Source organism: Rhodoligotrophos defluvii, assembly GCF_005281615.1.
GTDB lineage: Bacteria > Pseudomonadota > Alphaproteobacteria > Rhizobiales > Im1 > Rhodoligotrophos > Rhodoligotrophos defluvii.
This window is the reverse complement of record NZ_SZZM01000003.1, coordinates 406,824-421,337: the sequence shown is the minus strand read 5'-3', so window position 1 is coordinate 421,337 and position 14,514 is coordinate 406,824. Positions and strand designations below refer to the sequence as shown.

The 14,514-nt window shown below is 64.7% G+C and carries 14 protein-coding genes; 6 read left to right on the top strand and 8 right to left on the bottom strand.

What is annotated here, in order from left to right; genetic code table 11:
- Positions 1-39 precede the first annotated feature (39 nt).
- Together E4P09_RS16270 and metC are read right to left on the bottom strand one after the other, a co-directional pair.
- The gene (locus E4P09_RS16270) at positions 40-525 is read right to left on the bottom strand and encodes a CreA family protein (protein ID WP_137390825.1); all 486 of its coding nucleotides are present in this window, start codon (positions 523-525) and stop codon (positions 40-42) included.
- Positions 526-627: 102 nt separating this feature from the next.
- Positions 628-1,806: a cystathionine beta-lyase gene (metC, locus tag E4P09_RS16265; protein ID WP_137390652.1), complete on the bottom strand. Its 1,179-nt coding sequence runs from the start codon at positions 1,804-1,806 to the stop codon at positions 628-630.
- Between the two features lie 284 nt (positions 1,807-2,090).
- On the opposite strand from metC, the gene E4P09_RS16260 reads away from it, so the two are divergent.
- The 5 genes from E4P09_RS16260 (at position 2,091) to E4P09_RS16240 (ending at position 7,688) form a co-directional block, all read left to right on the top strand.
- On the top strand, positions 2,091-3,110 hold the full coding sequence (locus E4P09_RS16260; RefSeq protein ID WP_137390651.1) for an amino acid ABC transporter substrate-binding protein: 1,020 nt from the start codon (positions 2,091-2,093) through the stop codon (positions 3,108-3,110).
- 129 nt (positions 3,111-3,239) lie between these two features.
- Positions 3,240-4,430 carry an amino acid ABC transporter permease gene (locus E4P09_RS16255; RefSeq protein ID WP_137390650.1) on the top strand — a complete coding sequence of 397 codons (1,191 nt, stop codon included), beginning with the start codon at positions 3,240-3,242 and terminating at the stop codon, positions 4,428-4,430.
- Between the two features lie 4 nt (positions 4,431-4,434).
- Positions 4,435-5,766 (top strand): amino acid ABC transporter permease, encoded by a 1,332-nt coding sequence (locus E4P09_RS16250; RefSeq protein ID WP_137390649.1) that lies wholly within the window; start codon positions 4,435-4,437, stop codon positions 5,764-5,766.
- 9 nt (positions 5,767-5,775) lie between these two features.
- Positions 5,776-6,570: an amino acid ABC transporter ATP-binding protein gene (locus E4P09_RS16245; RefSeq protein ID WP_137390648.1), complete on the top strand. Its 795-nt coding sequence runs from the start codon at positions 5,776-5,778 to the stop codon at positions 6,568-6,570.
- 53 nt (positions 6,571-6,623) lie between these two features.
- Positions 6,624-7,688 (top strand): MBL fold metallo-hydrolase, encoded by a 1,065-nt coding sequence (locus tag E4P09_RS16240; protein ID WP_137390647.1) that lies wholly within the window; start codon positions 6,624-6,626, stop codon positions 7,686-7,688.
- 29 nt (positions 7,689-7,717) lie between these two features.
- On the opposite strand, the gene E4P09_RS16235 is transcribed toward E4P09_RS16240, so the two are convergent.
- The 5 genes from E4P09_RS16235 to E4P09_RS16215 form a co-directional block, all read right to left on the bottom strand.
- The gene (locus E4P09_RS16235) at positions 7,718-8,236 is read right to left on the bottom strand and encodes a GNAT family N-acetyltransferase (protein WP_239025233.1); all 519 of its coding nucleotides are present in this window, start codon (positions 8,234-8,236) and stop codon (positions 7,718-7,720) included.
- An 8-nt stretch (positions 8,237-8,244) separates the two neighbouring features.
- The gene (gene sseA / locus E4P09_RS16230) at positions 8,245-9,096 is read right to left on the bottom strand and encodes a 3-mercaptopyruvate sulfurtransferase (protein WP_137390645.1); all 852 of its coding nucleotides are present in this window, start codon (positions 9,094-9,096) and stop codon (positions 8,245-8,247) included.
- The gene (locus tag E4P09_RS16225; protein WP_137390644.1) at positions 9,093-9,815 is read right to left on the bottom strand and encodes an alanyl-tRNA editing protein; all 723 of its coding nucleotides are present in this window, start codon (positions 9,813-9,815) and stop codon (positions 9,093-9,095) included. Before E4P09_RS16225 ends, sseA begins: the two co-directional genes overlap by 4 nt.
- Positions 9,812-10,858 (bottom strand): cysteine synthase A, encoded by a 1,047-nt coding sequence (locus tag E4P09_RS16220; RefSeq protein WP_137390643.1) that lies wholly within the window; start codon positions 10,856-10,858, stop codon positions 9,812-9,814. The genes E4P09_RS16225 and E4P09_RS16220 overlap by 4 nt, the downstream gene beginning before the upstream one ends.
- A gap of 96 nt (positions 10,859-10,954) precedes the next feature.
- Positions 10,955-11,521, bottom strand: coding sequence for a 2OG-Fe(II) oxygenase family protein (locus E4P09_RS16215; protein WP_137390642.1), 567 nt, complete (start codon positions 11,519-11,521; stop codon positions 10,955-10,957).
- 128 nt (positions 11,522-11,649) lie between these two features.
- On the opposite strand from E4P09_RS16215, the gene E4P09_RS16210 reads away from it, so the two are divergent.
- Positions 11,650-12,894: a hypothetical protein gene (locus E4P09_RS16210; RefSeq protein WP_137390641.1), complete on the top strand. Its 1,245-nt coding sequence runs from the start codon at positions 11,650-11,652 to the stop codon at positions 12,892-12,894.
- A 34-nt stretch (positions 12,895-12,928) separates the two neighbouring features.
- On the opposite strand, the gene E4P09_RS16205 is transcribed toward E4P09_RS16210, so the two are convergent.
- Entirely contained in the window at positions 12,929-14,386 is a 1,458-nt protein-coding gene (locus E4P09_RS16205) for a M81 family metallopeptidase (RefSeq protein WP_137390640.1), read from the bottom strand.
- Positions 14,387-14,514 lie beyond the last annotated feature (128 nt).

Below are 14,514 nucleotides of genomic sequence, written 5' to 3'. Positions count from 1 at the left end.
AGACGGGTTGCGCGATGCCAGGATTTGGCGCTTTTCCCCTCAGCCGGCCAGATAGTCCCCGCATCTCACCACCTCGCCACTACCGCCCCAGGGCACGATGGGCACGGTGGAGGTGGAGTTCTGAGGGCTACCCTCGATGAGCTTGTCGGTATAGGCCAGATAGACCAGCACGTTGCGCTTGGCGTCGCAGCCGCGCACGATGCGCATCTTCTTGAAGAACAGCGAACGGCGCTGACGATACATCTCATCGCCCTGCTCGAACTTGCCCTTGAAGCTGATCGGACCGGTCTGGCGACAGGCGATGGACACGTTGGACAGCTCTTCCGCAAGGCCCGCCCAGCCAATCCAGCCGCCCTTCTCAGGGACGGTGAAGTAGCAGGCAACCCCGTCCACGAGCGGATCATCCAGCGCGTAGGTGGCCAGCTTGTGGTCCGGCGAGAGGAACTTCCACACCGTCGAGCGCTTGAAGATCAGCTCCGGGTCCTCGTTCGCGGCGGCGGGCATCGCAATGGCCGTCGCAAGCATGAGGGCGGCGCCGATCAGTGACAGCCACGTCTTCAAGGGTTGGTCCTCCTCCTTCACGAGCCGGAGCAAAGGTAATGTGCTTGGGCCCGGGATCAATAGCCGCTAGCGCGGCGTATCGAGGCGGCGAAAGCCGGCGTCGAGGTCGGCCATGAGATCGTTCACCGACTCAAGTCCGACGTGGATGCGCAGCGCAGGGCCTTTCTCCCACCGGGTGGCGGTGCGATAGCCGCGCGGGTCGAAGGGGATAATGAGGCTCTCGAAGCCGCCCCAGCTATAGCCCATGCCGAACAGCTCGAGGCCATCCAGCATGGCGGCGACGGCTTCTCGAGTCACTGGCTTCAAGATCACCGACAACAGCCCGGAGGCGCCCGTGAAATCCCGCGCCCAGAGCGCATGGCCGGGGTCGCCCGGCAGGGCGGGGTAGAGCACCTGATCGACCTCCGGCCGCTGCTCGAGCCATTGGGCGAGCGCCAGCGCATTCGCCATGTGCTGCTGCAGGCGGACATCCAGGGTGCGCAGCCCGCGCAGGGCGAGATAGGCATCGTCGGGCCCGCAGCAGGCGCCAAGCGCGTGGTGGCCCAGGTCGATCTGGCGCGCCAGCGGCTCGCTCATGACGATGGCGCCGAGCATCACATCGGAATGGCCGCCATAATATTTCGTGCCGGCGGTGACCACCACGTCGGCGCCGTGGGCGAAAGCCTTGAAAAAACGTCCGGTGGCCCAGGTGTTGTCGATGACGACGAGCGCGCCGGCCCTGTGGGCGGCCGCGGCAATCGCCGGGATGTCCTGGATCTCCATGGTTTGCGAGCCCGGCTGCTCGGTATAGACGAGGCGGGTATTGGGCCGGATCAGCCGTTCTATGCCGGCGCCGACGAGCGGGTCGTAATACTCCGTCTCCACCCCGAGGCGGCGCAGGACCGTCTCGCAGAAATGGCGGGCAGGGCGATAGACGGAATCGGTCATCAGCACGTGGTCACCCGCGGAGACGAGCGACAACAAGGTGGTGGCGATCGCCGCCATTCCCGAAGGGCAGAGCAGGGCGGAATGCCCGCCCTCGATCACGGCGATGGCCTGTTCGAGGGCGCGGTGGGTGGGCGTGCCGTCACGCCCGTAGACATAAGCTTGGCTTCGGGCGGCGAGCGTCTCTACGTCAGGAAAAAGCACCGTCGACGCATGATAGACGGCCGGGTTGACGAAACCATGCTCGGCATAGCCGGCGCCAGCCCTGATCAGCTGCGTTGCCGGATCATATTGCGAGAACCGGCTATCTTTCTCTTTCATGCTGACTTTATCCAACAACTACTTGTGAGGCACGCTGAAGTTCCTAACACAGAGACATAGCAAGCTCTAGAAAGCTTCGATCACTTCGGCGCAATAAGACCATCGATCCACTTGACCCCCGATCTAAATTCAGTTCCGATTGGTTGGCAAGGTCGCGCGGGCGCTCTTGCCGATTGAGAAGAAGCCGGGTCGGGGGTATCGCTCATAGGTGCCTGGAATGGTCCGTTCAGGGGGGCGGACCACAAAGGGCGAGCGATGACCCTGGGATGCAAAAGGGACAGATCATGAAAAAAACACTGCTTTCGCTGGTCTTGGGTGCGACGTTGGGGCTGGGCGTCGCGGGGGCTGCCGCAGCGGCGACCCTTGATGACGTAAAAGCCAAGGGCTTCATTCAGTGCGGCGTCAACCCGAGCCTGCCCGGCTTCGGCTTTCCCGACGACAAGGGGCAATGGTCCGGCCTCGACGTGGATTTCTGCCGGGCGGTGGCGGCCGCTGTGTTCGGCGATCCGGAGAAGGTGAAGTATTCCCCGCTCTCCGCCAAGGAGCGGTTCACCGCGCTGCAATCGGGCGAAATCGATCTCCTGGCGCGGAATTCCACCTGGACGATGCAGCGCGACACCGCCTTGGGACTGACCTTCGCGGGCGTGAACTATTACGACGGCCAGGGCTTCATGGTACGCAAGTCGCTTGGCGTGGACAGCGCGCTGAAGCTGAACGGCGCCTCCGTATGCACGCAGACCGGCACAACCACCGAGCTCAACCTCGCGGACTATTTCCGCGCCAACAACATGACCTATCAGGTGGTCGCCTTCGAGAACAACGAGGAGGTGAACCAGGCCTATGATTCCGGCCGCTGCGACGTTCTGACCACCGACCAGTCAGGGCTCTATGCCACCCGGCTCAAGCTCACCAATCCCGACGAGCACGTGGTGCTACCGGAGATCATCTCCAAGGAGCCGCTGGGCCCGGTGGTGCGCCAGAACGATCCGCAGTGGTTCAACGTGGTCAAGTGGACGCTGTTTGCCCAGCTCAATGCCGAGGAGCTGGGTGTGAACTCCCAGAACGTGGACGAGATGAAGAACTCGACCAATCCGGAGATCCGGCGGCTGCTCGGCCTCGAGGGCGATTTTGGCACCAGCATCGGCCTCAGCAACGACTGGGCCTACAACGTCATCAAAAGCGTGGGCAACTACGGCGAAGTGTTCGACCGCAATATCGGCCCCGAGACGCCGCTGAAGATCAGCCGCGGCTTGAACGCCCTGTGGAACAAGGGCGGCATCCAATACGCACCGCCGGTCCGCTGATCGGCTGAGGTTTCGGCACTCGCGCCCGGTGATGGCGGGCGCGGGACCCCACGCGAAGGCGAGACATGACTGCAAAAAGCAGCCGCTCGCGAGGAACGGCCCCAGGGGCCGAGGGGGTGAGGAGATTGAATGAGCGTTGTCTCTGAACGGACACGCCTGCGCCGCCCCCGGGTGGCGTTCTGGAACAATCCGCGGGTTCGAGGGCTGCTCGCCCAGGCGCTGCTGCTGATCGTGGTGGGCTGGTTCGCCTGGGAAATCATCGACAACACGGTCACTAATCTGCAGCAGCGGCGCATCGCCTCGGGCTACCGGTTTCTCGAGAGCACCGCCGGCTTCAGCATCATCCAGACCCTCATCCCTTATTCCGAGGTGTCGAGCTACGGCCGGGCGTTCATCGTCGGCCTGTTAAACACACTTCTCGTGGCCGGGCTCGGCATAGCGGTGGCCACGGTGATCGGCTTTGTCGTCGGCATCATGCGGCTGTCGAGCAATTGGCTGATCTCCAGGATCGCCGCGGCCTATGTCGAGGTGATCCGCAACATCCCGCTGCTCTTGCAGCTGTTCGTCTGGTACCGGGCGGTGCTGAAGGCCATGCCTGCGCCGCGCCAGAGCATCGCGTTCGGCGAGATCGCGTTCCTGAACAACCGCGGCCTTTATCTGCCTTATCCGGTGTTCGGCGAGGGCATCGCCTGGGTGGTCGCCGCGTTGGGCGTGGGGATCGCAGGGTCGATCCTCTATTCCGCCCATGCCCGACGGGTGCAGGAAGAGACGGGGGAGCAACGGCGCAGGCTGCCGGTCTGGCTCGGTCTTCTGATCGGCTTGCCGTTGCTCGCCTTCCTGTTCACGGGCACGGATGTCAGTTTCGACTATCCGGCGTTGCAGGGCTTCAATTTCGTCGGCGGGCTCAATGTCATTCCGGAATTCGCCGCTCTGTTCCTCGGCTTGTCCATCTACACGGCCGCCTTCATCGCCGAGATCGTGCGCGCCGGCATCCAGGCGGTGAGCAGGGGCCAAACAGAGGCGGCGCGGGCGCTGGGGCTGCACAACGGGGCCACGCTGCGGCTGGTGGTGGTGCCGCAGGCCATGCGGGTGATCATTCCGCCGCTGGCCAACCAGTATCTCAACCTCACCAAGAACTCGTCGCTGGCGGTCGCCATCGGCTATCCCGACGTGGTGGCGACCGGCGGCACCATACTCAACCAGACGGGCCAGGCGGTCGAGGTGATCTCCCTGTGGATGGCCGTCTATCTCTCGCTCAGCCTTTTGACCTCGGCGTTGATGAACTGGTTCAACGCCCGCATGGCCTATATGGGACGATGAAGGCATGACCGACCAGCCGGCGGACAAAGCCGTTCTTCCCTATGTGCGGGGCGCACCCGTCGCTCCGCGGCCGGCGCCGGTTTCGGAACGGGGCATCATCGGCTGGATCCATGCCAACCTGTTCTCCACCTGGCTCGATGCCCTGCTGACCCTGGTGGGCCTCTATGTCGTCGTCTCCGTGGCATGGATGGTGATCGATTGGGCGATCCTGCGCGCCACCTGGTCCGGCGCCAACCGCGAGGCCTGCCTCAGCAGCGACCCCAACCTGCCGGCGGGGGCCTGCTGGGCCTTCGTGCGTGCCAAGTTCAGCCAGTGGGTCTACGGCCTTTATCCCATCGAGGAACGCTGGCGGGTGAACCTCGTCTACGTGATCGGCGCGCTCGCCCTGGCGCCGATGATGATCCCGCGGGTGCCCTACAAGCGCGCGAACGCCGTGTTCCTGCTGGCGGTCTATCCGGTGCTCACGCTCATCCTGCTGGACGGCGGGCGTTTCGATATCGACCTCGAGAGCTGGCTATGGCTGCTGGGGCTGCTCGCGGCAGCGCTGGTGGTGATCGTCTTCCTCGCCAAGGTGGCCGGTATCATCGACTTGGCGCCGGCTCTGCGTGGATGGGTGATCACTGCCGTCTCGCTGATCTTTCTCTATGCGGTGCTGGGCTTCGATTTCGGCTTGCGGCATGTGGAGACGGCGCTATGGGGCGGGCTGCTGGTCACCCTCGTCGTGGCGATCACCGGGATGGTGGCCTCCCTGCCGCTCGGCATTCTCCTGGCGCTGGGCCGCCGCTCGCGGCTGCCGGTGGTGCGGCTGTTCTCGGTCATGTTCATCGAGCTGTGGCGCGGGGTGCCCCTGATCACCGTGCTGTTCATGGCGAGCGTCATGCTGCCGCTGTTCATGCCCGAGGGCTCGTCGGTCGACAAGCTGCTGCGGGCGCTGATCGGGGTCGCCCTGTTCACGGCCGCCTATATGGCGGAAGTCATCCGCGGCGGGCTGCAGGCCATTCCGAAGGGGCAGTACGAGGCAGCGGAGGCACTCGGCCTGAGCTATTGGCGCAAGATGCGGCTTATCGTTCTGCCCCAGGCGCTGCGCATCGTCATTCCCGGAATCGTCAACAGCTTCATCTCGCTGTTCAAGGATACGACCCTCGTCTCGATCATCGGCATTTTCGACCTGCTCGGCATCCTGCATGCCGGGCTCGCGGACGCGAACTGGTCGACGCCGCAGACCGCTGCCACGGGTTATTTCGCGGTGGCGTTGATTTACTGGCTGTTCTGCTTTTCAATCAGCCGCTATTCCATATTCATGGAGCGCCGATTGGGCGCGGGGTTCAAACGCTAGGGATCAGTCATGGCCGAAGTTGCGCCCGCCGTTGCCGCCGATAGCCGTTCCGCCGGTAAAGCCGCTCAGCAGGATGTCGCCATCCAGATCATCGACATGAACAAGTGGTTCGGCGAGTTCCACGTGCTGCGCGATATCAACCTGACGGTCTACAAGGGTGAACGCATCGTCATTTGCGGCCCCTCGGGCTCCGGCAAATCGACGCTGATCCGCTGCATCAACCGGCTGGAGAGCCACCAGAGCGGCACCATCATCGTCGATGGCATCGAGCTTACCGACGACTTGAAGAAGGTGGACGAGATCCGGCGGGAAGTGGGCATGGTGTTCCAGCACTTCAACCTGTTCCCGCACCTCACCATTCTTGAGAACCTGACGCTCGCGCCGATCTGGGTGCGCAAGATGCCGAAGAAGGATGCGGCCGAGCTGGCCATGAAGTATCTGGAGCGGGTGAAGATCCCGGAACAGGCGCACAAATATCCCGGGCAGCTTTCCGGCGGACAGCAGCAGCGGGTGGCGATCGCGCGGGCCCTGTGCATGAACCCGCGCATCATGCTGTTCGACGAGCCGACCTCGGCTCTCGATCCGGAAATGATCAAGGAAGTGCTCGACGTGATGGTGGACCTGGCCCAGTCCGGCATGACCATGCTGTGCGTGACCCACGAGATGGGCTTTGCGCGCCAGGTCGCGGACCGGGTTATCTTCATGGACGAGGGCCAGATCGTCGAGCAGAACGAGCCCAAGGAGTTCTTCACCAATCCGCGCAGCGAGCGCACCAAGCTGTTCCTGAGCCAGATCCTGCACTAGCTCGCCCGTTACCGAGGAATGGACAATCGCGCCGGCGGTGATCGACTGCGCAGATGGCGATCTTTCTGAAACGGCGCAATCCCTACTATGCCGGCCCTCGAAGCGCGGAGTTCGACGGCCTGCGGTTCCGCGCGCCCGTACAGGGCCGGGACAAGTCGCTGGCCGAGACCTATCAGCTGCTGTTCCGCACCGAGCGCGCCGCTTGGCCCGTGCACTTTCCGAGCCCGTTTCGCGACCGGCCACCCGAACGGGTGGACGACTTGCGGGTGACGCTGATCGGCCATGCCTCCTTTCTCATCCAGATCGCCGGCCGGAACATCCTGGTCGATCCCGTGTGGTCAGAGCGGGCAAGTCCCTTCCGCCGGTGGGGGCCGAAGCGGGTGAACCCGCCCGGCATCGCCTGGGAGGATCTGCCGCCCATCGATCTCGTGCTGATCACCCACAATCACTACGATCATCTCGACCGGCACACCCTGGTGGCGCTGCACGACCGGTATCAGCCTCGCATCATCGCGCCGCTGGGCAACGACACCATCATTCGGCGCTTCGGTGATGATCTCGCCGTGGAGGCCTATGGCTGGGATGTGTGTGTGGACTGCGGGGCAGGCTTGCGGGTGCATCTGAGGCCCGCCTATCACTGGTCGGCGCGCGGCCTGTTCGACAAGCGCATGGCGCAATGGTGCGCCTATGTGCTGCAGTCCGACGCCGGGACCGTCTACCACATCGGCGATACGGCCTATGGGGACGGCGAGATCTTTCGTGCGGTCGCGCGCGAGTTCGGGCCGCCGCGGCTGGCGCTGATCCCGATCGGCGCCTACGAGCCGCGCTGGTTCATGAAGGATGTTCACGTCTGCCCGGAGGAATCGGTGCAGATCATGCTGGATTGCGGGGCCCGCCAGGCGGTCGGGCACCACTGGGGCACGTTTCAGCTCACGGCAGAGCCGATCGACGAGCCGGCACAGCGGTTGGCAGCAGCCCTTGCCGCGGCGCGCATTGCGCCGGAGCGGTTCCCGAGCTTCCGGCCGGGCCAGGTGCTGGTGCCGGACAACCAGCCCGTCCAGGCTCTCGCGGCACGCGCCTTTCCTCTTGGCCCCGGATCACCGGCTCGAGGCCGGTGATGATGTAAGCTGCTGAGGATACTAGTCAACTAATCCAAAAGCTCCATGACCTTGTGCTTCTGCGCATAGGGCACGAAGCCAAGCTTCTGGTAGAGGGGCAGGGCGCGCGGATGATCGAGCGTGCAGGTCTCGACCCTGACGACATCCGGCCCCTTGGCCCAGGCGGCGGCAATCGCCTCGGACAGAAGCCATTTGCCGACCCCGATGCCGAGGAAGTCCGGGATGACGCCGAAATAGGCGAGCCAGACCTCCTGGGGATCACGGGCGTTGAGCTCGAAATAGCCGGCCGGGCAGCCGTTCACATAGGCAACGAAGATCTCGACGCCATCGGCATGGATCTGCTGCGCGAGCTCGTCATCGCTCATCTTACGGCGATCGACCCAGGCGTGGTTCGCGCCCACCACGTCGTAGAGGTAGCGGTAGAAGTGCATCGGCGGCCGTACCGCCTCCATCAGGGCGATCTTGAAATTGCTGGGCGGATGCACCGTGTGGCGAGGAGGCGCCGTCATCTCCAGGAAGGTGACTGTAGTCTCGACCGTGCTCGGCATCGCGTGTTTCATTCCTTTGCAATCGGAAGCTCGTGGCGGGAGCCCCATTCCGCCCAAGAGCCGTCGTAAAGGCCGCTTTCCGGCGCGCCGAGAACCGAGAGCCCCAGGCTCAATATGGCGGCGGTGACGCCTGAACCGCAGGTGGTGATGACGGGCCGGTCCGCGTCAATGCCTGCGGCCGAGAAAGCCTCGCGCAGCCGGCTCGGGGATTTGAGCGTGCCATCCGGGTTGAGCAGACTGGCATAGTGGACATTGCGGGCGCCGGGCATGTGGCCGGGCCGCACCCCGGGGCGGGGTTCTGGCTCCTCGCCGCGGAAGCGGCTGGGGGAACGGGCATCGGCTACCTGCTCGGCGCCGGTCTCCAGCGCGCGTGCAACCTCCTGCCAGTCGCGCAGCAACAGCCTGTTCAGGCGGGCAGTGAAATGCCGGGTCTGGCGGGGCGGCGGCGGAAGATCCTCCAACGCCCGCCCCTCCGCCTTCCACTTTCGCAAGCCCCCATCGAGGACCGCCACTTCCCGATGGCCAAAGACCCGGAACATCCACCAGGCGCGGGCCGCCGAAAACAGGCCGGCGGTATCGTAGACCACCACCGTGTGGCCGTCGCCCACGCCCATGGCCCGCATGGTGGAGGCGAATTTCTCCGGCGGCGGCAGCATGTGCGGCAGGGCGTGATCGCTATCGGAAATGGCATCGAGGTCGAAAAACAGAGCGCCGGGAATATGCTCCGCCAGATATTCGGCATAAGGGTCGCGGTTGTCAGCCGGCAGGTACCAGGAGGCATCCATCACCACCACGTCGGGGGCCGACAGATGCTCGGCGAGCCATGCGGTCGAAACCAGGTCTTCGGATCGGCCGTTCATGGGCTCTCCTCCACGAAGCTTATGCGAATGCGCCGGTTCTGCCGGCCTTTCTTCTCGATCTTGCTGACGGCGACGCGACCGATCTCCGCCGTGGAGCGCACATGGGTGCCGCCGCAGGGCTGGAGATCGATGTCGCCCACCGCGACGAGGCGCACCCGGCCCGCGCCCATAGGCGGCTTCACCGCCATGGTGCGGACCAGCTGCGGATTGGCCATGAGCTCCTCGTCGCTGATCCAGCGCTCGGCCACCGGGTGGTCGGCCGCGACCAGTTCCATCAGCCGTTCCGTCAGCTGCTCCTTTTCGGCAATCCCCGCTTCCGGAATGTCGAAGTCGAGCCGCCCGCCGTCCGTCGCGATCTGGCCGCCGGTGACCGGAAAGGGCACCAGCGCGCAGAGCAGGTGAAGGCAGGTATGGGCGCGCATATGGCGATAGCGTGTCGACCAATCGACCATAGCCCGCACGGCAGCCCCTGCGGGAACTTCGCCCAATGGGCTTGCGGGGACGTGAACGATGGTCTTGTCGTCGTCGTAGACGGTGGTGGCGATCTCGACCGGGCCCAAGCCCTCGATCTCGATCACCCCGCGATCGCCCGGCTGGCCACCGCCCATCGCGTAGAAATTGGTACGGTCGAGCTTGAGGCCGCCGCGCTCGTTCACGCCCAGGACGCGTGCCTCGATCTCGCGGGCATAAGGATCGGTTCGGAACACCATCTCAGTCATGCGGGAGCAGCCTCGAAAACTTGCGGCAAGGGGGCAGCGGCCTCATCGAGCCAGGGAGGCACCGGAAGACCCTTGGCGCGCAGAAATGCCGGGTTGAACAGCTTGGACTGATAGCGGTTGCCATAATCGCACAGCACGGTGACGATGGTTTGGCCCGGGCCCAGGGACCGGGCGAGGCGGATCGCGCCGGCGATGTTGATGCCCGAGGATCCGCCGAGGCACAGGCCTTCCTCCTGAACCAGGTTGAAGATGATCTCGAGCGCCTCCGCATCGTCGATGAGATAGGCGTCGTCCACCACGACGTTCTCCAGGTTCTTGGTGATGCGTCCCTGGCCGATGCCCTCGGTGACGGAGGAGCCGGATGCCTTCAGCTCGCCGGTGGTGTAGTAGCTGAAAAGCGCCGCGCCATGCGGGTCGGCCAGGGCGATGCGGACGCTGCGGTCGTATTCCTTGAGCCGGTCGCTGACGCCGCCCAGGGTGCCGCCGGAGCCGACCGAGCAGCAGAAGCCGTCGATGCGCCCTTCGGTCTGGCGCCAGATCTCCACGGCCGTCGTCTCATAATGGGCTTGCCGGTTGGCCACGTTGTCGAACTGGTTGGCCCAGATGGCGCCATGCGGCTCCGTCTTGGCCAGGGCCTCAGCCAGACGGCGGGAATATTTCACGTAGTTATTGGGGTTGGCGTAGGGCACCGCCGGCACTTCCACCAGCTGTGCGCCCATCAATCGGAGGGCGTCTTTCTTTTCCTGTGTCTGGGTTTCGGGAATCACGATGACGGTGCGGAAGCCCAAGGCGCCGCCCACCATGGCAAGGCCGATGCCGGTGTTTCCGGCGGTGCCTTCCACCACAACGCCGCCCGGCTCCAGAAGCCCCCGCGCGATCGCATCCTTGACGATGAACAGGGCCGCTCTGTCCTTGACCGACTGGCCGGGATTGAGAAACTCGGCCTTGCCCAGGATCGTGCAGCCGGTTTCCTCCGAGGCGCGCCTGAGTTTGATGAGCGGCGTATTGCCGATGGCATCGACTATGCTTGGCTTGATGTCCATGGCGCCCGCGCTGCCTTCCGTGGAGTTATTCCTAGAGAAAGGCAAACTAGCCAGGGCTTGGCGGTGACGCAAGCGGAGGCCGGTCGCAGGAGATCGTCAAAATCGACGGTGCACGAATGTGGTGCAGACGTATTTCGGTCCGCTGGCCGGCGGCGCGCCGCGATGGCGATAGGTCCAGGCCACGGGGAAGAAGGCGAGCCGGCCCTCCACGCAGTCGATGCCCATGTCCTGATCCTCGAACTCTGTGCGCCCGCCTTCGGCCACGTCGTTGAAATACCACTGGGCCGCCAGCACCCGGGTGTGATTCTGGGCGGAGTTGCAGTCGATGTGCCATGAGAACTGGCCGCCGATGTCGTATTTCTTGATGCGCAGCGGCTCGATATAGAGCTCCTTGTGGTCGCTGCCCGCCAGGAACTTGACTTCGCGGGTATAGGTCTGCAGGGTCTGGATCAGGTTTTGGGTCAAGGCCTGCTTGATGTCGGCCCAGCCGTCATCCGGCAGGATCAACTCGGTGGTCTGCTTGGCCTTGAGGTCGACTTCCGGGCCCATATTCCCGGACACCTTGCCCACCATCTTGCGCTTGTCGCCATCGAAACGGCTGATGATGTCCCGGCACGTCTCGGGCGAGAGCACCTTGTCGTACCAGCGGATGAACGGGTCCATTCTTCCCCCTGCCTCTCTGTCAGAGATCCGCGTCTGTGCGGCGTAAGCCTTGCTTGCCAATCGGCGGCACGTTCTGTCTATTAGCGCATGCTCTTAGGCGTGGGGAAGTTGGTTTGACGGGGGCGTTCATGAGTTTGGCGCTTGCAGGCCTGCGGATCGTCGCGCTCGCTTTGGCTTTCGGCGCATTTTCGCTGACTGCCGCAGCATCCGCTGCGGCTGCGGAACCGGCGCCCATGGTCGATGCGGTCAAACTGCTCGGAGCGACCGCGAAGGGGCCGAATTACGAGGTCGAAAGCCCGGTGGCGTCCGATGGCATGCTCTACGTGTTTCATCTGGATACGCCCTATGGTCGGTATACGGTGTTCGGCGAGCAGCTGCTCAAGCTGAGGCTGCATGAGCTGGCGGCGCTTCAGCAGCTCGAAAATGTTTCCCAAGGCGAGGTCTTCACGAGCTCGGTGGCGAGCGCGGTGGCCAAGCCGGTGGAGGCGGCGGGCCGGGTGCTCGCCAATCCCATTTCGGCCGTGACCGGGACCATGTCGGGCCTCGGCGAGGCCTTGAACAGGGTAGGTGCCCGCCTTGCCGATCCTTACGCCAAGCGGGGCAATCCGGTGGATGGCCTCATTGGGACGGCGGCGGCCAGGCGGGCGCTTGCCCATGAGCACAATGTCGATCCTTACACCACCTTTCCGCCGCTGGCAGCGCGCCTTGATGAGCTGGCCCAGGCCAGCGCGCTGGGCAGCGCGGCGGTAAGGGGCGCGAGCATGGCTGTTCCGGGGGCGGTGGGCCTCGCGATCGGGGGCGTCCGAGCCGCCGGCAGCCTCGGCGACCTCGTCAAGAACAAGACGGTTGCGGAGCTTGACGAGATCAATGAGGGCGATCTCTTGAAAATGAGCATCGACCCGCGGGTGGTGCAGGCGTTCATGGCCAATGGCAACTACACGCCGACCGACAAAACCTTCATCGTCGCCGCGCTGAAGTCCATGCCCGAAACCGAAGACAAGGCGGCCTATCTCGCCACGATCGCCCAGGCAGGCCGCCCGGATCTGGCGTTCTTCCACCGGCTGCAGGCGCAGTGGATGGCCGCTTATCACGCCAAGGTGGCGCCGCTGGAAGGGTTTGTCTCGATTCTCGGTCTGGCCTTCGTGCGTCGGGCGGATGGCAGGCTGGTCGGCTTCTTCCCGGTGGACGCGATCGCCTGGACGGAGACGGTGCAGAAGGCGGTGGCCAACCTGAACGCGCAGGCAAAGGCCGAGAAGGCCAATGGTCTCGAGCTCAGAATCACCGGCACGGTGACCGAGCAGGCCCGGCAGGGGTTCCGCAAGGTGGGCTGGCGGGTCTATGAGAAGGACACGAGCCTGGTCGAGGGGCAGTGAGGCTCGCCAAGCACAAGTCTGAGACCTGCGCCCTTCATTGCCGGAACGGATCCTCGACCCGCGGCCAGTAGGGCCGTTTGTGTTTGGTGTAGGGCAGGTTGGCGAAATCCGGGCTCAGGGCACCCGGCGTCGCCGCATAGAGGATCCTGGCGGCAATGGGCGCGAAGCCCGCGTGGAAGTGCTGGATCGACTTGACCACCACGATCTTGCGCTGGCGCACGTCGAGACCAAGCGCCGCGAAGCCTTCCGGATGGAACACCTGCGTGCGCAGGCTGTTGAGCACGAGATCGAGCCCTTCCGCCTCGACCCACGCGGCCGCGCCCAGCGGCCCCACCGCCCGGCCGAAGCGCTGGGTCGGGTTCTCGGCCAGTCCCCTGACCGTCACGTCGAGATCCACGGGATCGCCGGAGCTCTCTCCGCATTTGCCGCCCAGCCGCAGGCGGAAGCGCGCCCCAAGCCCCGCATCGAAGCAGAACTTCACCGCCATCGGGTCCCAGTAATAGCCGCTGGCCGCGTTGGTGATCCGACGCTCCAGCATGCGGCGCAGGCAGAAGGTGGAATCACCCGGCGCGCCGCCGCCGGGATTGTCGGCCACATCGGCGATGACCACCGGCCCGCCGTCCGTTGCCAGCGCCTCGTCCAATGCTGCATCGAAATCGACGAAACGCGGTGCCAGCGCCCGGCGCATGGCGAAGAATTCATCGCGGAGCGCATCGGCCAGCGCTTGCGCCTTGGCGCGGTCGCCGTCCGCCACCACCAGCACCTTGGCGCCCACATCCGGGTTATCGGCCCAGGGGAAGGAATGGCTGAGCGAGACGGAGAGGATGCCGTCGCGGCCTTCCAGTGCCTTCATCCGGTCCACGAAGCCGCGCAGCGGCTGCTCGGTGGTGCGGAACGTGCCGATCATGCGGCAGTCGGAGAGCGCCATCACCGGGTGGGTCGTACCGCGCGCAGCATCATAGGCCAGCGTGAACAGTTCCTCGGCCCGGTCGGGAATGTCGACATGCGGGTATTCCTTGTAGCCCACCAGGATGTCCGCATGCCGCACCATCGTCTCGGTCAAATGGGCGTGAAGATCGAATTCCGCACCGATGACGGCGCGCGGCCCGGCAACGGCCCGGGCGCGGGCGAGAATGTCGCCCTCGCAATCGTCGCAGCCCTCGGCTGCCATCGCCCCGTGCAGGGCGAGCAGCACCATGTCCACGGGGGCCGCCGCCTTGAGGTCGCGCAGGATCTCGTTGCGCAGATCCTCGTAAACGGAGCCCACGATCAGTCCGCCCGGCTCCGCGTAGGTGCATAGGGATTCGACGACTTCGATGCCGCGCTCCTCCGCTCGGCGACGCCAGATATGCAGCTGGGCCGAGCAATAGTTCTCCGGACGCCGCGTCGCATCGCCATGCGCCATGAAGCCTTCCTCGAAGCCGCGGCGGCCGGTCGGCAGCGGCGCGAACGTGTTGGTCTCGGTATCGAAACCAGCAATGAACAGCTTCATTGAAGGGAATCCCGGAGCATTGGTGATTGGGGGCAACATCCTGCCATGAGGCAGATTGGTCAACCCCATGATCCTCCACGCTTGTATTCTTCCGTGTTGCGCGCCAATTTGCTGCCTTTGGGGGATGC